Source organism: Streptomyces sp. NPDC051064 (assembly GCF_044455985.1).
Classification (GTDB): domain Bacteria; phylum Actinomycetota; class Actinomycetes; order Streptomycetales; family Streptomycetaceae; genus Streptomyces.
Map to the genome: position 1 here is coordinate 993,891 of NZ_JBITFK010000001.1, position 17,566 is coordinate 1,011,456.

A 17,566-nucleotide genomic window follows, 5' to 3' on the forward strand; every position below is an offset into this window, starting at 1 on the left:
GGGGGGCGCCCCCGGAAGAAGACAGCCTCACAGTCGCTTGACCCCCTTGATCCTTCCTGCGCGTGCGGCGCGGCTGCGGGCCGCCCTGAGACGCAACCCGCCCCGCTGGCTACCGATCCGCAGCCCGGTGCCGGTGGCCAGCCAGCCGGCGGCGACGTCGCCGCTGCCGGAGCTGTCGGCGACCGGGTCGTTCTCGGTGCGTCTGGCGAGCGCCATGATCAGCGGAACGGTGAACGGCGCCAGGAGCAGGTCGTACACCACAGCGGTGAACAGCAGGCTGCCAAGGCCCACATGACGGGCCGCCGTGTCGCCGACGAGCGCGCCGACACCGGCGTACAGCAGGGTCGATCCGAGCGCCGCGGCGACGACGAAGGCCATCGGGGCGAACGCCGACTTGAGCTGGCCCTTCTCCGGGCGGGCCATTCCGGCGAGGTAGCCGATGACACAGAGCACCAGGGCGTAGCGCCCGGCGGCATGGTCGGCGGGCGGTGCCAGGTCCGCGAGGAGGCCCGCGCCGAAGCCGATGAGGGCGCCACTGACCGGTCCGTACACGAAGGCGAGTCCGAGGACCACGAGGAGCAGCAGGTCGGGGGTGGCGCCGGGCAGCTGGAGACGGGCGAGGACGGAGACCTGGATGACGAGGGCGACCACGACCAGGGCGACGGCGAGCAGGATTCTGTTCAAGCGCATGAGGTCAGCTCTATTCCTGGTCGTTCGCCGCGTCACCGGCGGCCGTGCCGGTGTCGCCGGAGGCGTCCGGGGAGGCACCCGGGGATGCGGAGGCGTCGGGTTTCTCGTTGACGTTCCCGACGACCTTTCCTCTGCCGTCGACGAGGTCGCCGTTCGGCTGGGCGGTGACGGTGACGGTCGGGGTGGGCTTGGGCTTCTCCGGCTTCTTGGGCTGCTTCGGCAGGACCATGTCGCGGGGGTCCTCGCGGGGCGCCTGGACGACGATGCCCACGACGTCGAGCTTCGTGAAGCCGACGAACGGACGGACGAAGACGGTCCGGGTGAGGTCTCCGCCGGACGGGTCGACGCGGACCACCTCGCCGACCGGCACGCCGGGGACGAAGGGCTTGTCCTTGCTGGACCCGAAGGTGACCAGCCGGTCGCCCTTCTTCACGTCGGCCTTGCCGTTGAGGAACTGGACCGACAGCGGCCGGGATCCCTGGCCGGTGGCGAAGCCGAGCTCGTCGGTCTTCTCCATCCGGGTGCCGACGGTGAAGTCGGGATCGTTGGCCAGCAGGACGGTCGCGGTGTTCGGGCCGACGGTGGTGACCCGGCCGACGAGCCCTTCGCCGTTGAGTACGGTCATGTCGCGCTCGAGACCGTCGTTCGCCCCGGCGTCGATGGTGATGGTCCAGGAGAAGCCCTGGGCCGCTCCTATGGCGATGACCTCGGCGGCCTTGATGCCGTACTGGCCGGCCCCGGCGGTCTTCAGCATGCTGTCGAGCTGGCGGACCTTGCTGGTGTTGCGGTCGTCGCTGCCGAGCTTCGTCTTCAGCGCGGCGTTCTCGTGCTCCAGGGCCGCGATCCGGTCGTGCCGGTCACCGGAGTCCCGTACGGCGCCGATGGCGTTGCCCACCGGGTCCACCGCCGCCGAGACGCCGTTCTCGACCGGCCCGAAGACCGTGGCGGCTGCCTGCCGTGCTCCGTCCACCGGCGACGCCTCGCCACCGCGGATATCCACCGTGATCAGGGCGAATGCGATGGCGATCAGCAGCACCAGGAGCAGCCGGCTCTCTCGTGTGTCCCTCACGTGCGGCGGCCGTGCCTTCCTCGTCGGAATGTTCGTGCCTGTATACCAACATTCCGCCGTACGGGACGGCAGTGCCCGTACGGCGGAACATCGTGTTTCTACCGTCGGGGCTGGGCGTCCAGCACCTGCTGGAGTGCCTCGAACTCCTCGACGCACTTGCCGGATCCGAGAGCCACGGAGTCCAGCGGATCCTCGGCGATGTGGATCGGCATGCCCGTCTCGTGGCGGAGCCTCTCGTCGAGCCCGCGCAGGAGCGCACCGCCGCCGGTGAGGACGATCCCGCGGTCCATGACGTCGCCCGAGAGCTCCGGCGGGCACTTGTCGAGCGTCGTCTTCACGGCGTCGACGATCGCGTTGACCGGTTCCTCGATGGCCTTGCGGACCTCGGTCGCGGAGATGACGACGGTCTTGGGCAGGCCCGAGACCAGGTCGCGTCCGCGGATCTCGGTGTGCTCGTCCTTCTCCATCTCGAAGGCCGAGCCGATCGTGATCTTGATCTGTTCGGCGGTGCGCTCACCGAGGAGGAGGGAGTACTCCTTCTTGATGTGCTGGATGATCGCGTTGTCCAGTTCGTCCCCGGCGACCCGGATGGACTGGGCAGTGACGATTCCGCCGAGCGAGATCACCGCGACCTCGGTGGTGCCGCCACCGATGTCGACGACCATGTTGCCGGTGGCCTCGTGGACCGGCAGCCCGGAGCCGATGGCCGCGGCCATGGGCTCCTCGATGATGTGCACCTGGCGCGCGCCGGCCTGCGTCGACGCCTCGATGACGGCGCGTCGCTCGACCCCTGTGATGCCGGAGGGCACACAGACGACGACCCGCGGGCGGGCCAGGTAGCGGCGCTTGTGGATCTTGAGGATGAAGTAGCGGAGCATGCGCTCCGTGATCTCGAAGTCGGCGATCACGCCGTCCTTGAGGGGCCGCACGGCAACGATGTTGCCCGGTGTGCGGCCGATCATCTTCTTCGCCTCGGCGCCGACCGCCAGGATTCCGCCGGTGTTGGTGTTGATGGCCACGACGGACGGCTCGTTCAGAACGATGCCGCGCCCCCTGACGTACACCAGCGTGTTGGCAGTCCCGAGGTCGATAGCCATGTCACGGCCGATGAACGACATTGAGTTCCCCTTGTTCCCCATGAGGATGCGTCGGGCCTTCCCAAGAAGCGAAAAATGGCTTGTTCTAGGTAGGCGAGGGTTGGCGCTGCGGGCGTGGAAGCTTCCATCGTAGTGCCGTATGCACGGACACAGCGCGAGGGTCCTTCGCCATGCGAGCAGAACGGCTGCCCGTTCCACCCATGGTGACGTTACGTCGGAGGGATGCGTTCCCGCGATACGTGACCCTATGCCGAAGGGCGACCGAATTACTTCGGTCGCCCCAGGTCATGAGCGCTGATTGGCGGAGCCGAAGTCAGGAAAGTCCGGGAAAGAAGAGCTTGAGTTCTCGCTCTGCGGACTCCTCGGAGTCCGAGGCGTGGATGAGGTTCTCCCGGGTGATCGTGCCGAAGTCACCACGGATCGAGCCGGGCGCGGCGGCGATCGGGTCGGTGGGGCCGGCCAGGGCACGGACGCCTTCGATCACCCGCTCGCCTTCGGCCACCAGAGCGACGACGGGGCCGGAGGCCATGAACTCGACGAGCGGCTCGTAGAACGGACGGCCCTTGTGCTCGCCGTAGTGCTGCTCCAGGGTCTCCAGGTCGAGCGTGCGCAGCTCCAGCGCGGTGATCGTCCAGCCGGCCTTGCGTTCGATGCGGCCGACGATCTCGCCGATCAGCCCACGCCGCACGGCGTCGGGCTTGAGAAGGACGAGGGTGCGCTGAGTCATGTACGGCTCCTTGCAGACTTCCGGTGCGGGTGAGGGCGAGATTACAGGGGTGCGCGAACGGCCCTACAGCCGGGTTTACTCTGCGTCATCCTTGGGCCGGAGCCTCCGTGCTCTCCTGCCCCTCGGCCTGGGCCGCCCACCGCGCCTTGGCCTCGTCGATCCTGCGACCGTAGTGCACCGAGGCCCACCACAGGGCACCGAAGATCACCCCGAGGATGAACATCATCGGAACGAAGAAGCCGCTCAGCACCAGCACGATCTGGAGCGCCCAGCCCAGCTGCACACCGCCGGGACGGGTGATCACACCGCAGAGCAGGACGGACAGCAGCATGCCGATGCCGCAGACCGTCCAGACCATGGCCATGGACATGTCGTCGGACTTCATCGCCACGAGTCCGGCGAAGCCGATGACGAAGAATTCACCGATCAGTGTCGATGCGCAGAGCGTACGCACAGGTCAGCGCCTTCCCAGGAGCAGCCGGGCCTCGCCGACCGTGATCACGGATCCGGTCACCAGGACTCCGGCGCCCGCGTATTCGGCCTCTTCCTCGGCGAGGGTGATCGCCGCCTCCAGCGCGTCGTCGAGGCGGGGTTCGACCTGGACGCGCTCGTGACCGAAGACCTCGACGGCGACGGCGGCCAGGGCGTCCGCGTCCATGGCGCGCGCGCTGGAGTTCTGGGTGACGACGATCTCGGCGAAGATCGGCTCGAAGGCTTCGAGGAGCCCCCGCACGTCCTTGCCGTCGCTCGCGCCCACGACCCCGATCAGCCGGGAGAAGCTGAACGCCTCGGAGACCCCCTCGGCGGCGGCGAGTGCGCCGGCCGGGTTGTGCGCCGCGTCCAGGACGACGGTGGGGCTGGACCGGACGACCTCCAGGCGGCCCGGTGAGAGCACCGAGAGGAAGGCCTTGCGGACCGCTTCGACGTCGAGGCTGCGAGCCTGCTCCGCGCCGATGCCGAAGAACGCCTCGACAGTGGCGAGCGCGACCGCGGCGTTGTGCGCCTGGTGCGCCCCGTAGAGCGGCAGGAAGATGTTGTCGTACTCGCCGCCCAGGCCCCGCAGGGTCAGCAGCTGGCCGCCGACCGCGATCTCGCGGGAGACGATGCCGAACTCCATGCCCTCGCGGGCGACCGTGGCGTCCACCTCGACGGCCTTCTTCAGCATGACCTGCGCGGCGTCGACCGGCTGCTGGGCCAGGATCACCGTCGCGTCCTGCTTGATGACGCCGGCCTTCTCACCCGCGATCTCCGCCGGGGTGGAGCCGAGGCGGTCGGTGTGGTCGAGCGAGATGGGGGTGACGACGGCGACCGAGGCGTCGATGACGTTCGTCGCGTCCCAGGTGCCGCCCATGCCGACCTCGACGACCGCGACATCGACCGGGGCGTCGGCGAAGGCCGCGTACGCCATGCCCGTCAGCACCTCGAAGAACGAGAGCCGATAGGGCTGCTGGGCGTCGACCATCTCGACGTACGGCTTGATGTCGTTGTACGTCTCGATGAAGCGTTCCGCGGCGATCGGGGCGCCGTCCAGGCTGATGCGCTCGGTGATCGACTGGACGTGCGGGGAGGTGTAGCGGCCGGTGCGGAGCTCGAAGGCGCTCAGCAGGGCCTCGATCATGCGGGCCGTGCTGGTCTTGCCGTTGGTCCCCGTGATGTGGATCGAGGGGTAGGCGCGCTGGGGCTCGCCCAGCACGTCCATCAGGGCCGCGATCCGGGTCACCGAGGGTTCGAGCTTGGTCTCGCCCCAGCGTCCGGCGAGCTCCTGCTCCACCTCGCGCAGCGCCCGGTCGGTCTCGGGGTCGGCGGGGCGGTCGGGGACCGCCTCGCCCTGCGGCGGACCCGACTGGGTGCGCAGCGTCCGGCTCCCGGCCTCGATCACCGCCAGGTCGGGGTCGCGCTGGGTCTCTTCGTCGACGATCTCCGCGAAGGTGTCGTCGGGGTCGGACGCGTCGTGCCGGTCTGAAGGGCGGGGCTCACTCACAGGGCCAGTCTACGGATGGCCACGGACATCGCGCGCAGCGCCCGCTGCCGCGCTCTCCCCGGGGCACGGCGAAGCCCCCGCGCTCCCGGTCGGTCGGGGGCGCGGGGGCTCCGGTCCAAGGTCATCAGCCCTTCGGCAGGTTCGCCAGCTGGGCGGTGATCCTCTCGATGTCGGCCTCGGCCTTGGCGAGCCGGCCACGGATCTTGTCGACCACGTTGTCGGGGGCCTTGGCCAGGAAGGCCTCGTTGCCGAGCTTGCCGGTGGCCTGGGCCTTCTCCTTCTGCGCCGCCTCAAGGTCCTTGGTGAGGCGCTTGCGCTCGGCCGCGACGTCGATCGTGCCGGACAGGTCCAGGGCGACGGTCGCCCCGGCGACCGGGAGGGACGCGGTGGCCTGGAAGCCGTCTCCGGCGGGCTGGAGTCGCAGCAGCTGGCGGACGGCCGCCTCGTGCGGGGCGAGCGCCGTGCCGGTCAGGGTCAGCTCGGCCGGGACCTTCTGGCCGGGCTGGAGGCCCTGGTCGTTGCGGAAGCGGCGGACCTCCGTGACGACCTGCTGGACGAGCTCGATCTCCTTCTCGGCCGCGTCGTCGCGGAAGCCGGAGTCGCCCGGCCACTCGGCGATGACGATCGACTCGCGCCCGGTGAGCGCGGTCCACAGCGCCTCCGTGACGAACGGGACGATCGGGTGCAGCAGTCGCAGCATCACGTCCAGGACCTCGCCGAGGACCCGGCCCGAGACCTCGGCCGGGCGGCCGCCCGCGAAGAAAGTGGTCTTGGAGAGCTCGACGTACCAGTCGAAGACCTCGTCCCAGGCGAAGTGGCGCAGCGCCTCGCTGATCCTGGCGAACTGGTAGTCGTCGTAGAACGCGTCGACGTCGGCGACCGTCTTGTTGAGACGGGACAGGATCCAGCGGTCGGTGACCGACATCTCCTCGACCGGGGGCAGTTCGCCCTCGATCGTGGCGCCGTTCATCAGGGCGAAGCGGGTGGCGTTCCAGATCTTGTTGGAGAACTTCGCCGAGCCCTGGACCCACTCCTCGCCGATCGGCACGTCGGTGCCCGGGTTGGCGCCGCGCGCGAGGGTGAAGCGCAGGGCGTCGGAGCCGTACTTGTCCATCCAGTCCAGCGGGTTGACCACGTTGCCGAAGGACTTCGACATCTTCTTGCCGTGCTCGTCGCGGACCATGCCGTGCAGGACGATGGTGCCGAACGGCGGGACGCCGTCGTTGACGTACAGGCCGAACATCATCATCCGGGCGACCCAGAAGAAGAGGATGTCGTAGCCGGTGACCAGGACGGAGTTCGGGTAGAACTTCGCGAGGCTGTCGGTCCGTTCGGGCCAGCCGAGCGTGGAGAAGGGCCACAGGCCGGAGGAGAACCAGGTGTCCAGGACATCACTGTCCTGGGTCCAGCCCTCGCCGGTGGGCGCCTCGTCGTCGGGTCCGACGCAGACGACCTCGCCGTTCGGGCCGTACCAGACGGGGATGCGGTGGCCCCACCAGAGCTGGCGCGAGATCGTCCAGTCGTGGAGGTTGTCGACCCAGTCGAAGTAGCGCTTCTCCATCTCCTGCGGGTGGATCTTGACCTTGCCGTCGCGGACGGCGTCGCCGGCCGCCTTGGCGAGCGGTTCGACCTTGACCCACCACTGGAGCGAGAGGCGCGGCTCGATGGTGGTCTTGCAGCGCGAGCAGTGGCCGACGGAGTGGACGTACGGGCGCTTCTCGGCGACGATCCGGCCGTCGGCGCGCAGGGCGGCGACGATGGCGGAGCGGGCCTCAAGCCGGTCCAGCCCCTGGAAGGGGCCGGGGACGGTGATGACGGCGCGCTCGTCGAGGACCGTGAGGAACGGCAGGTCGTGGCGCTTGCCGATCTCGAAGTCGTTCGGGTCGTGCGCCGGGGTGACCTTGACCGCGCCGGTGCCGAACTCCGGGTCGACGTGGTGGTCGGCGACGACGGGGATCGTACGGCCGGTCAGCGGCAGCTTGACCTGCTTGCCGACCAGGTGCTGGTAGCGCTCGTCGTCGGGGTGGACGGCGACGGCGGTGTCACCGAGCATCGTCTCGGCGCGGGTCGTGGCGACGACGATGGTCTCGTCGCCCTCGCCGTACTTCATGGAGACGAGCTCGCCGTCGTCCTCCTGGTACTCGACCTCGATGTCCGAGATCGCGGTGAGGCAGCGCGGGCACCAGTTGATGATGCGCTCGGCGCGGTAGATCAGCCCGTCGTCGTACATCTGCTTGAAGACGGTCTGGACGGCCTTGGACAGGCCCTCGTCCATCGTGAAGCGCTCACGGGACCAGGCGACACCCTCGCCGAGACGGCGCATCTGGCCGGAGATCTGGCCGCCGGACTCGTTCTTCCACTGCCAGACGCGCTCGACGAACGCCTCGCGGCCCAGGTCGTGGCGGGACTTGCCCTCCTTGCCGAGCTCGCGCTCGACGACGTTCTGGGTGGCGATGCCGGCGTGGTCCATGCCCGGCTGGTACAGCGCCTCGAAGCCCTGCATCCGCTTCCGGCGGACCAGCGCGTCGATCAGGGTGTGCTCGAAGGCGTGGCCCAGGTGGAGGGAGCCGGTGACGTTGGGCGGCGGGATGACGATGGAGTACGGCGGCTTGTCGCTGTGCTCGTCGGCTTCGAAGTAACCGCGTTCTACCCAGCGCTCGTACAGCTTCCCCTCTACATCGGCCGGCGCGTACTGGGTCGGCAGTTCGGGGGTGCTGGCTGGCTGCTGCGCTGCGTTCTCGGTCACGCCCCACAGTTTAGGGGCGTCACAGTCGTGCACTGAAACCGGTTTGTTCAGTAACGGTGTACGCCCGGAGGCCCTATGTGAGCACCGCTTCCGTCAGGATGTTCGGAACGCATAAGCATTCTGGAGGGGACAGCGCAATGAGCTACAACCAGCCGGGCCCGTACGGCGGGCAGCCGCCGCAGGGCCAGCCCGGACCGTACGGCCAGCAGCCGGGCCCGTACGGGCAGCAGCCCGGCCCGTACGGCGGCCCCCCGCCGCAGGGTCCTCCGCAGGGCCAGCCCGGCTACGGCTACCCGCAGCAGGCCCCCCAGGGCGTCCCGCCACAGCAGCAGCCCCCGCAGGGTTACGGCTACCCGCAGGGCCAGCAGCCGGGCCCGTACGGCCAGCAGCCGCCCGCTCCCCCGTACGGCGGCCAGCAGGCGTACCCCGGCATGCCTCCGCAGCCTGGCGCCCCGAAGAAGAAGACGGGCCTGATCATCGGCGCGGCCGTGGTGGCGCTGGCGGTCGTCGCGGGCGGGGTGTACTTCCTGACGTCGGGCGGCTCCAGTAACAGCGACGTCGCCGATTCCACCAAGGGGTACAAGATCACCCCGGCGGCCTCGGTGGACACCTACAAGCAGGACACCTCCAAGGCGACACCCTCGAAACCTCTGACGGGCAAGGACAAGGCCGAGGCCGAGGCGATGGGGATCAAGAACCCCAACCAGGTGAGCGCCCAGTACGTGAGCGGCGACGAGAAAAACCCGCTCACCATGAAGTCGCTCATCTTCACCGGTTACTGGGGTGAGGTCAGCGACCCCGCGACGGTGATCGACAGCGCCTTCAAGAACGCCGAGCTGGAAATGGCGAAGGACGAGGACAGCGAGAACGTCTCGCTCGTCGGCAGTCCCGAGGCAGTCACGCCCGAGGGGTTCGAGGGGGCGCTGATGAAATGCCAGAGCCTCAAGGCGATCAACGAGGATGCGGACGGGTCCGTGGAGAACGGTCCCAAGGAAATTGTCACGCCGGTATGCGTGTGGACGGACTACAGCACGGTCGGCATCGTCGTGGGTGTCGACGTCGGCGCGATGATGACGAACAAGGCCATGCCCCAGACGGACGTGGCGGCCCTCGCCGCCAAGCTCTACAAGACGTCCCGCACCAAGGTCTGATCCCGCACAGCGCGAAGGGGCGCCCGGCCACCGGCCGGGCGCCCCTTCGCGTGCGCCTCGTTGTCGCTGGCGCCACGCAGACTTCTCGTCGCAACTGCCGTCGTGCGCGACTGGCCGAGTGGGAATCCAGCAGCGACTCACCGGACGAACATCGCACAATTCACGCTCGTTCGACCATGAGAGATATGGCCGAACCGCCTCGTTTAGTCAGGATCAGTTCCTGGCAAGTCGACAGGCTTCATTGACGTGCACATTATTGCTTATCAACGCATCGAGTTGAATGATGCACCACGCATTTGTCGCAAAGGTGTCATTACCGCAGGCAGTCTTCACCTTCGCACCCACAACATATCCCTTACTGGCCAGATATCTCTCACACTGCCACGCGGTAGCACTTGCAGTCTCCGCCGTCGCCAGCGGGATTAGCACCGCCGCTGCAGTCACCCCCACTGCCGTAAGCACACGTTGAGCCTTCGGAAACTTCATGGTGCCTCCATCAAAGATAAGAGCAAGTTCATGACACAAGATCACCATCCTAAAATAACAACAAGCCGTCACGCTTCAGTTGTCCTAATATCGCCACTCGCGGCCGATGGTTGACGCGAAATGCCCACCCCGCGCATCCTTGGCGCAGAACGCCGAAGGGGCGCCCGGCCACCGGCCGGGCGCCCCTTCGGCGTGTGTGGTGCGCTGCCGCTACGCGGACTTCTCGTGCCGGCCGCCGTCGTTCTTGCCGATCGTGCGCGGTTCGCGCGGGACCAGCGTCGGGTTGACGTTGTTGCGGACGACGTCCGGGGTGATGACCACGCGGGCCACGTCCTTGCGGGACGGGACCTCGTACATCACGGACTGGAGGACCTCTTCCATGATGGCGCGCAGACCGCGCGCGCCCGTCTGGCGGAGGATCGCCTGGTCGGCGATGGCTTCGAGGGCCTCGCGTTCGAAGTCCAGCTCGACACCGTCGAGTTCGAACAGGCGCTGGTACTGCTTCACCAGCGCGTTGCGCGGCTCGACCAGGATCTGGAGCAGTGCCTCACGGTCCAGGTTGTGGACCGAGGTCAGCACGGGGAGACGGCCGATGAACTCGGGGATCATCCCGAACTTCACCAGGTCCTCCGGCATGACCTCCTGGAACTGGTCGCTCGCCTGGATCTCAAGCTTGGAGCGGATCGTGGCCCCGAAGCCGATGCCCTTGGCGCCGGCCCGCGACTCGATGATCTTCTCCAGGCCCGAGAAGGCGCCGCCCACGATGAACAGCACGTTCGTCGTGTCGATCTGGATGAACTCCTGGTGCGGGTGCTTCCGTCCGCCCTGCGGCGGTACGGAGGCGGTGGTGCCCTCCAGGATCTTCAGCAGGGCCTGCTGGACGCCCTCGCCGGATACGTCGCGCGTGATCGACGGGTTCTCGCTCTTGCGGGCGACCTTGTCGATCTCGTCGATGTAGATGATGCCGGTCTCGGCCTTCTTGACGTCGTAGTCAGCGGCCTGGATCAGCTTCAGCAGGATGTTCTCGACGTCCTCACCGACATAGCCGGCCTCCGTCAGCGCCGTCGCGTCCGCGATGGCGAACGGGACGTTGAGCATGCGGGCCAGCGTCTGCGCGAGGAGCGTCTTGCCCGAGCCCGTGGGGCCCAGCAGCAGGATGTTGGACTTGGCGAGCTCGATCGCGTCGTCACGATTCGCGCCGCCGCCGTTCTCCCCGGCCTGGACCCGCTTGTAGTGGTTGTACACAGCGACCGAGAGGGCCTTCTTCGCGGGCTCCTGCCCGACGACGTACCCCTCGAGGAACTCGTAGATCTCGCGCGGCTTGGGGAGCTCCTCCCACCGCACCTCGGAGGTCTCTGCGAGCTCCTCCTCGATGATCTCGTTGCAGAGATCGATGCACTCGTCGCAGATGTACACACCGGGTCCCGCGATGAGCTTCTTCACCTGCTTCTGGCTCTTTCCGCAGAACGAGCACTTGAGCAGGTCGCCGCCATCACCGATGCGTGCCACGAGGTGCTTCCCCTTCGCCTGGGAGCAGCCTGGTTCAGCGGCTCCTGGTGCCTCTATCCGACGGTACCTTGCCTGGCCCCCCGTTCGGGCCCCCCTTGGCACGGTTCACACGGCCGGGGCCGTGCGGGTGGAATGTGCCAAGGGGAAAGACCGACGTCAGACGGACGCGCCTGCTGTGGTCTTACGGGTGGAGACAATCTGGTCCACCAGACCGTACGCGAGTGCGTCGTCGGCGGTAAGGATCTTGTCGCGCTCGATGTCCTCGCTGATCTTCTCCAGCGGGGTGGTGGAGTGCTTCGCCAGCATCTCCTCGAGCTGGGTGCGCATCCGCAGGATCTCGTTGGCCGCGATCTCCAGGTCGGAGAGCTGCTCACGGCCGGTCTGCGAGGACGGCTGGTGGATCAGCACACGGGCGTGCGGGAGCGCCATGCGCTTGCCCGGGGTGCCCGCGGCCAGCAGGACGGCGGCGGCGGAGGCCGCCTGGCCCATGCAGACCGTCTGGATGTCCGGCTTCACGAACTGCATCGTGTCGTAGATCGCGGTGAGCGCGGTGAACGAGCCGCCGGGGCTGTTGATGTAGATCGAGATGTCGCGGTCCGGGTCCATCGACTCCAGGCACAGCAGCTGCGCCATGACGTCGTTGGCCGAGGCGTCGTCGATCTGCACACCGAGGAAGATCACGCGCTCCTCGAAGAGCTTCGCGTACGGGTCGTACTCACGCACACCCTGCGAGGTGCGCTCCACGAAGCGCGGGACGACGTAGCGGTTGTCCACCTGCGGGCCGGTGTAGAGGCCGCTCGCGGAGGCGCCGGAGAAGTTGTTCATGTGGGTGTTCACCATCCTGGTGGCGTATCTGTGGGCTGGAGGTCTCGGCGTACGAGAGGGTGCGGGGTGGTGCACGCCCGGATCAGGCTCCGGTGCCGCCGCCGCCCGGGATGCCCGACGCGACCGAGATGATCTCGTCGATGAGGCCGTAGTCCTTGGCCTCCTCGGCGGTGTACCAGCGGTCGCGGTCGCCGTCGCGGATGATCGTCTCCACGGTCTGACCGGAGTGGTGCGCGGTGATCTCGGCCATCCGCGTCTTCGTACGGAGCAGGTACTGCGCCTGGATCTTGATGTCCGAGGCGGTACCGCCGATGCCGGCCGAACCCTGGTGCATGAGGATGTCGGTGTTCGGGAGCGCGAAGCGCTTGCCCGCCGTGCCACCGGTGAGCAGGAACTGGCCCATGGAGGCCGCCATGCCCATACCGATGGTGACCACGTCGTTCGGGATGTACTGCATGGTGTCGTAGACCGCCATGCCGGCCGTCACCGAACCGCCGGGGCTGTTGATGTAGAGGTAGATGTCCTTGTCGGGTTCCGCGGCAAGGAGCAGAAGCTGTGCGGTGATCTTGTTGGCGATGTCATCGTCGACCTGCTGACCGAGGAAGATGATGCGCTCGCCGAGCAGTCGGCTGTAGACCTGGTCACCGAGGCCTCCACCGAGGGACGGCTCTCCGGCGGCGTAGGGCATCAGATTCGTCACGTATCCACCTGCTCGTCTCTGACGGCTCCGGCCGTCTCAGCGTCTTCGTACCGGGTGGGCCGGGACTACCCGACCCTTCCTCTTCATGGACCCTAACGCGCAGGTGGGACAACGCCATCCCGCTTCCCCAACTGTTCGCTGGGAGCGCAAGGTGAGCAGTCCGCACAAGGGTTCCCGGGCGGTTCCCCCCGGGCGCGGGCCGATACGACGACGGGCCCCGGACTGATACGTCCGGGGCCCGTCGTGCGGATCAGATCAACGATCGGAGCGGGGCTCAGGCCTCGTTCTTCTCGTCCTTCTTCTCGTCGGCCGGCTCGGTGGTCTCCTCGGCGGCCTCGACCGTCTCGGTGGCCTCGTCCTCGTCGTCCTCGAGCTCGACGACCTCACCGTTGGTGTCGGTGACCTTGGCGGCCTCGACCACGACGGCGAGAGCCTTGCCGCGGGCGACCTCGCCGACGAGCATCGGCACCTGGCCGCCTTCGACGACGGCCTGGGCGAACTGGTCGGGGCTCATGCCGGAGGACTGCGCGCGCCGCATGAGGTGCTCGGTGAGCTCCTCCTGGTTGACGTTCAGCTTCTCCTTGTTGACGAGCTCGTCAAGGATGAACTGGGTCTTGATGCCCTTGATGGCCTGCTCGGAGGTCTCGTTCTCGAACTCCTCGAGGGTCTTGCCCTGGATCTCGAGGTACTTCTCCAGGTCGAGACCCATCTGGCCGAGCTGGTGGTGCTCCAGGTTGTGCTTGCGGGTCTGGACCTCGTCCGCGAGAAGCTTCTCGGGGATCGGGACCTCGGCCAGCTTCAGCAGCTCCTCCAGGACCCGCTCCTGGGCCTGGGTGGCCTGGTCGTACTGCTTGGTGCTCTCGAGGCGCTTGCGGCTGTCCTCGCGGAGCTCGGCGAGCGTGTCGAACTCGCTCGCCATCTGCGCGAAGTCGTCGTCCAGCTCAGGCAGTTCGCGGGAGGCGACGGCGGTGACCTTGACGGTGACCTCCGCTTCCTTGCCCTCGGCGGAGCCGCCCTTCAGCTCGGAGGTGAAGGTGGCCTCGCCACCGGCCTCCAGGCCGGTCACGGCCTCGTCGATGCCTTCGAGGAGCTCGCCGGAGCCGATGGTGTACGAGACACCGGCGGCCACGCCGTCCTCGAGGACCTCTCCGTCGACCTTGGCCTCGAGGTCGATCGTGACGACGTCGCCCTCGGCCGCGGCGCGCTCGACCGGGTTGGTCGAGGCGAAGCGCTCACGGAGCTGCTCCACGGCCTTGTCGACGTCCTCGTCGCTGACTTCGAGTGCGTCCACGGTGACCTCGATGCCGGAGTAGTCCGGAATCTCGATCTCGGGACGGACATCCACCTCGGCGGTGAAGGCCAGCAGCTCGCCATCCTTGAGTTCGGTGATGTCAACCTCGGGCTGGCCCAGAACGTTGAGCTCACCCTCGTTGACAGCCTCGGTGTAGAACTTCGGAAGGGCGTCGTTGACGGCCTCCTCCAGCACAGCACCACGGCCGAACCGCTGGTCGATGACGCGGTTGGGGATCTTGCCCTTACGGAAGCCCTTCACCGTGACCTGCTGGTTGATCTTCTTGTACGCCGCGTCGAGGCTGTCCTTGAGCTCCTCGAAGGGCACCTCGATGCTGAGCCGAACCCGAGTCGGGTTCAGGGTCTCCACGGCGCTCTTCACGGTTCGGTCTCCTTGGTGGCTGACTTCTTGGGGTTCTGCTGGGCCGCCGAGAGGCGGCTTCGCGGATCGAGCCCGGTACATCAGACACACGGGCACGCAATTTGCATAGTAACGGCAAGGGGGAGGACTCCCACAATGCGATCTTGCTGGTGGTCGGGGTGGCCGGATTCGAACCGACGACCTTCCGCTCCCAAAGCGGACGCGCTACCAAGCTGCGCCACACCCCGTCGGTGCGACACGTAGGGTACATGCAGAAGGACGCCGCGCAGGCCGCTTCGCGCAAGCGTCCCCGGGTCCGTCACGGAGGCACGCCGATACGGGTGTGCGCGCACCTTCCCCGACCCGCTACGATGCTTCCCGTACCGAGTTCCGCCGGGTCTTCCGGACCGGCGTCGCGGTGCTTGCGGGCGTAGCTCAATGGTAGAGCCCTAGTCTTCCAAACTAGCTACGCGGGTTCGATTCCCGTCGCCCGCTCCAACGGCTCAGGGCCGGGCGGAGGATTCTTCCTCCGCCCGGCCCTGAGTGTTTTCCACAGCTCTTCGGGACCCGCTCACTCCCCGGGGGCAGCGCATCCCGCAACGCCTTCACGGCGGCGGCCGGGTCGTAATCCTCGGGGACGCCCTCGACCATGACGATGTCGCCCTCGATGTGCCGTGAGCGCAGCGACGCGATCTCCCGGTAGGCGGGTGAGTCCCACCAGGCGCGCGCCTCCTCGATCCCGGGGAAGCCGATCATCACGACGTGCCCGGGCCAGCTGCCCTCCTTCACGTCGTGCGGCGTGGCGTGCACGAGGTACCGCCCGCCGTACACCTCGAAGGTGCCGGGGAGCCGCTCGATGTACTCGGCGATCTCCGGGTGCGGGGGCGCCTCTTGCAGGTGGGCGATGACGTAGGCGGGCACGATGTCCTTCCTGACGTGTGGGCCGAGGCTCCCGTGCCCGTCCGGATCCGGCGCCATCTCCCGGTCCGGCGAGGCGCGTTCACTCCTGGCCCGTTCCATGCGTACGGCCCGGTCGGCGGTCCGTGCGCCAGGCCGGGTGCTTCCGGAAGCTCAGAAGCTGATCTGGTTGATCGTGTCGGCTATCGAGTTCATGAATCTGTTGATCGACGGCGCCATGCCCGTCGAGGCCAGGAAGAAGCCGAAGAGCACGGCGACGACCGCCGGCCCGCCCTTGATGGATCCACCGCGGATCAGCACCACCAGGACGATCCCCAGCAGAAGCACCACAGACAGTGAAATGGCCACGACTGATCACACCCTTGGTCGGTCCGCCTTGCCGGCCCGGTGGCGTGCGGCCAGCACACCTCCGTCGCGTCCATCGTGCCACCAACTCCCCTGTGACTGCTGCCGGGTGATGGAGAGAGATGACCGGATCGCGCCATCCTCACGCCCGCGTGCAAGCAGGAGCGCTCTGGTGCGATCCGGCGCACGCGGCGCCCTCCAGGGGGCGGAGAGGGGGCGCACCGAGACGCTGTGCGTCCGCTGCGCGCAGGGCAGTTCGAATACTGGCCCGATGTGATCGTTTCCATATCCCCACACTTCATTCACAGCGATTTGCCAGGAGTTCGTGCGACGAAATTCACTCTCGCCAACCAGCCGCCAATATGCACCATTTAAGACGGATGAATCAGCACGTAACGGGCGGTTGTCGGTGGTTTCGCATTCGAAAGACAGGGAACACGCGATATCTCCGCGGAGTTTTACGCATACCGATCGACGGGTCTAAGGTGCATGAGATGTCCCAAGCTCCGAGCGAAATTCAGAGGGCCCCGATCACCCCGGAGAGCCGGGAGTCGGAGCCGAGACACGAGCAGATCCTGACGGCCCCGGGGGCGCCCTCCCCCGCCGTCCGGACGGCTCCTGCCCCCACGGAGGCGCCCGCACCGGCCAAGAGTCGTGACGCGTACTTCGACAATGTGAAGTACCTCGCGATCGTGCTCGTCGCCGTGGCCCACGCGTGGGAGCCCGTGATGGACGGGAGCCGCGCGACGCGAGCGCTGTACATGGTCGTGTACACGTTCCACATGCCGGCGTTCATCCTCGTCTCCGGATACTTCTCGCGGTCGTTCAACATGAGCGCGCCCAAGGTGAAGCGGCTCGTCACCGGCGTCGCGGTGCCTTACGTGCTCTTCGAGACCGCCTATTCGCTCTTCAAGCGCTACGCGGGCGGTGAGGGCGATGCGCCCATCACCCTGCTCGACCCGCTGTTCCTCACCTGGTTCCTGATCGCCCTGTTCATCTGGCGGGTCACCACACCGATCTGGCAGTCGCTGCGCCACCCGCTCCCGGTCGCCCTGCTGATCGCGGCGCTCGCCTCGGTCTCGCCGGGCATCGGCGACGATCTGGACCTGCAGCGCGTCTGCCAGCTCCTGCCGTTCTTCGTGCTCGGCCTGCTGATGAAGCCGGAGCACTTCCAGCTGATCCGGCGGCGCGAGGTACGGATGCTGGCCGTCCCCCTGTTCGCCGCGACCCTGGCCTTCGCCTACTGGATCGCGCCGCACATGCGGCTGGGCTGGTTCTACCGGAGCGACAGCGCCCAGGAGCTGGACTTCCAGTGGTGGGCGGGGCCCGTGATGACCTTGGCGATGTTCGGATGCGCGCTGGTGCTCACGGTCGCGTTCCTCGCCCTGGTCCCGCGTCGCCACATGTGGTTCACCGTGCTGGGCGCCGGGACGATCTGCGGCTACCTGCTGCACGGCTTCCTGATCAGGGCTGCCGACTACTACGGCCTCTTCGACCGCTACGAGTGGCTCTCGGGGCCCGTGGGGCTCGTCCTCATCTCTCTCGTCGCCGCCGTCGCCGTGACCCTGCTGTGCACCCCGCCGGTCCGGCGCGCGCTCCGCTTCGCGACCGAGCCGGACATGAACTGGGCGTTCCGCAAGACTCCCGCCAAGCGCTGATCCTGTCCGGATC

Annotated in this window: 16 protein-coding genes and 2 tRNA genes; 3 read left to right on the forward strand and 15 right to left on the reverse strand. The window is 67.6% G+C overall.

Annotated features, from left to right (window positions below; genetic code table 11):
* Positions 1 to 27 precede the first annotated feature (27 nt).
* The 7 genes from mreD to ACIBCU_RS04725 form a co-directional block, all read right to left on the reverse strand.
* Positions 28 to 690 carry a rod shape-determining protein MreD gene (gene mreD / locus ACIBCU_RS04695; RefSeq protein ID WP_362941625.1) on the reverse strand — a complete coding sequence of 221 codons (663 nt, stop codon included), beginning with the start codon at positions 688 to 690 and terminating at the stop codon, positions 28 to 30.
* Positions 691 to 700: 10 nt separating this feature from the next.
* Positions 701 to 1,759: a rod shape-determining protein MreC gene (gene mreC, locus ACIBCU_RS04700; RefSeq protein WP_399229205.1), complete on the reverse strand. Its 1,059-nt coding sequence runs from the start codon at positions 1,757 to 1,759 to the stop codon at positions 701 to 703.
* Between the two features lie 98 nt (positions 1,760 to 1,857).
* The gene (locus tag ACIBCU_RS04705; RefSeq protein ID WP_073746922.1) at positions 1,858 to 2,877 is read right to left on the reverse strand and encodes a rod shape-determining protein; all 1,020 of its coding nucleotides are present in this window, start codon (positions 2,875 to 2,877) and stop codon (positions 1,858 to 1,860) included.
* Positions 2,878 to 3,169: 292 nt separating this feature from the next.
* Positions 3,170 to 3,583, reverse strand: coding sequence for a nucleoside-diphosphate kinase (gene ndk / locus ACIBCU_RS04710; RefSeq protein WP_362941632.1), 414 nt, complete (start codon positions 3,581 to 3,583; stop codon positions 3,170 to 3,172).
* Positions 3,584 to 3,668: 85 nt separating this feature from the next.
* Positions 3,669 to 4,037 carry a DUF4233 domain-containing protein gene (locus tag ACIBCU_RS04715; RefSeq protein ID WP_362941635.1) on the reverse strand — a complete coding sequence of 123 codons (369 nt, stop codon included), beginning with the start codon at positions 4,035 to 4,037 and terminating at the stop codon, positions 3,669 to 3,671.
* Positions 4,038 to 4,040: 3 nt separating this feature from the next.
* The gene (locus ACIBCU_RS04720) at positions 4,041 to 5,564 is read right to left on the reverse strand and encodes a folylpolyglutamate synthase/dihydrofolate synthase family protein (protein WP_362941638.1); all 1,524 of its coding nucleotides are present in this window, start codon (positions 5,562 to 5,564) and stop codon (positions 4,041 to 4,043) included.
* Positions 5,565 to 5,688: 124 nt separating this feature from the next.
* Positions 5,689 to 8,310 (reverse strand): valine--tRNA ligase, encoded by a 2,622-nt coding sequence (locus ACIBCU_RS04725; protein WP_362941641.1) that lies wholly within the window; start codon positions 8,308 to 8,310, stop codon positions 5,689 to 5,691.
* Between the two features lie 137 nt (positions 8,311 to 8,447).
* Between ACIBCU_RS04725 and ACIBCU_RS04730 the strand changes: the two genes are divergently transcribed.
* Positions 8,448 to 9,461 (forward strand): hypothetical protein, encoded by a 1,014-nt coding sequence (locus ACIBCU_RS04730; RefSeq protein WP_399229209.1) that lies wholly within the window; start codon positions 8,448 to 8,450, stop codon positions 9,459 to 9,461.
* A gap of 213 nt (positions 9,462 to 9,674) precedes the next feature.
* Here ACIBCU_RS04730 and ACIBCU_RS04735 read toward each other — a convergent pair whose 3' ends face one another.
* The 6 genes from ACIBCU_RS04735 to ACIBCU_RS04760 form a co-directional block, all read right to left on the reverse strand.
* On the reverse strand, positions 9,675 to 9,947 hold the full coding sequence (locus ACIBCU_RS04735; protein ID WP_399229211.1) for a hypothetical protein: 273 nt from the start codon (positions 9,945 to 9,947) through the stop codon (positions 9,675 to 9,677).
* 210 nt (positions 9,948 to 10,157) lie between these two features.
* Positions 10,158 to 11,456 carry an ATP-dependent Clp protease ATP-binding subunit ClpX gene (gene clpX, locus ACIBCU_RS04740; protein ID WP_103516222.1) on the reverse strand — a complete coding sequence of 433 codons (1,299 nt, stop codon included), beginning with the start codon at positions 11,454 to 11,456 and terminating at the stop codon, positions 10,158 to 10,160.
* Positions 11,457 to 11,612: 156 nt separating this feature from the next.
* The gene (locus tag ACIBCU_RS04745) at positions 11,613 to 12,296 is read right to left on the reverse strand and encodes an ATP-dependent Clp protease proteolytic subunit (protein WP_031091966.1); all 684 of its coding nucleotides are present in this window, start codon (positions 12,294 to 12,296) and stop codon (positions 11,613 to 11,615) included.
* Between the two features lie 67 nt (positions 12,297 to 12,363).
* Complete coding sequence (locus ACIBCU_RS04750; protein ID WP_031091967.1) at positions 12,364 to 12,969, reverse strand: ATP-dependent Clp protease proteolytic subunit; 606 nt, start codon at positions 12,967 to 12,969, stop codon at positions 12,364 to 12,366.
* Positions 12,970 to 13,255: 286 nt separating this feature from the next.
* A complete protein-coding gene (gene tig / locus ACIBCU_RS04755) occupies positions 13,256 to 14,653 on the reverse strand; it encodes a trigger factor (protein WP_362941648.1) in 1,398 nt (465 codons plus the stop codon).
* Between the two features lie 150 nt (positions 14,654 to 14,803).
* Positions 14,804 to 14,880 (reverse strand) — tRNA-Pro (locus ACIBCU_RS04760).
* Positions 14,881 to 15,056: 176 nt separating this feature from the next.
* Between ACIBCU_RS04760 and ACIBCU_RS04765 the strand changes: the two genes are divergently transcribed.
* Positions 15,057 to 15,130, forward strand: a tRNA-Gly gene (locus ACIBCU_RS04765).
* On the opposite strand, the gene ACIBCU_RS04770 is transcribed toward ACIBCU_RS04765, so the two are convergent.
* Together ACIBCU_RS04770 and ACIBCU_RS04775 are read right to left on the reverse strand one after the other, a co-directional pair.
* The gene (locus ACIBCU_RS04770; protein WP_399229215.1) at positions 15,095 to 15,553 is read right to left on the reverse strand and encodes a DUF1330 domain-containing protein; all 459 of its coding nucleotides are present in this window, start codon (positions 15,551 to 15,553) and stop codon (positions 15,095 to 15,097) included. The two genes, ACIBCU_RS04765 and ACIBCU_RS04770, sit on opposite strands and share 36 nt — an antisense overlap.
* Before the next feature lie 150 nt (positions 15,554 to 15,703).
* Complete coding sequence (locus tag ACIBCU_RS04775; RefSeq protein ID WP_073746901.1) at positions 15,704 to 15,898, reverse strand: hypothetical protein; 195 nt, start codon at positions 15,896 to 15,898, stop codon at positions 15,704 to 15,706.
* A 491-nt stretch (positions 15,899 to 16,389) separates the two neighbouring features.
* Between ACIBCU_RS04775 and ACIBCU_RS04780 the strand changes: the two genes are divergently transcribed.
* Positions 16,390 to 17,553, forward strand: a complete 1,164-nt coding sequence (locus ACIBCU_RS04780) for an acyltransferase family protein (RefSeq protein WP_362941653.1) — start codon at positions 16,390 to 16,392, stop codon at positions 17,551 to 17,553.
* Positions 17,554 to 17,566: the final 13 nt, after the last annotated feature.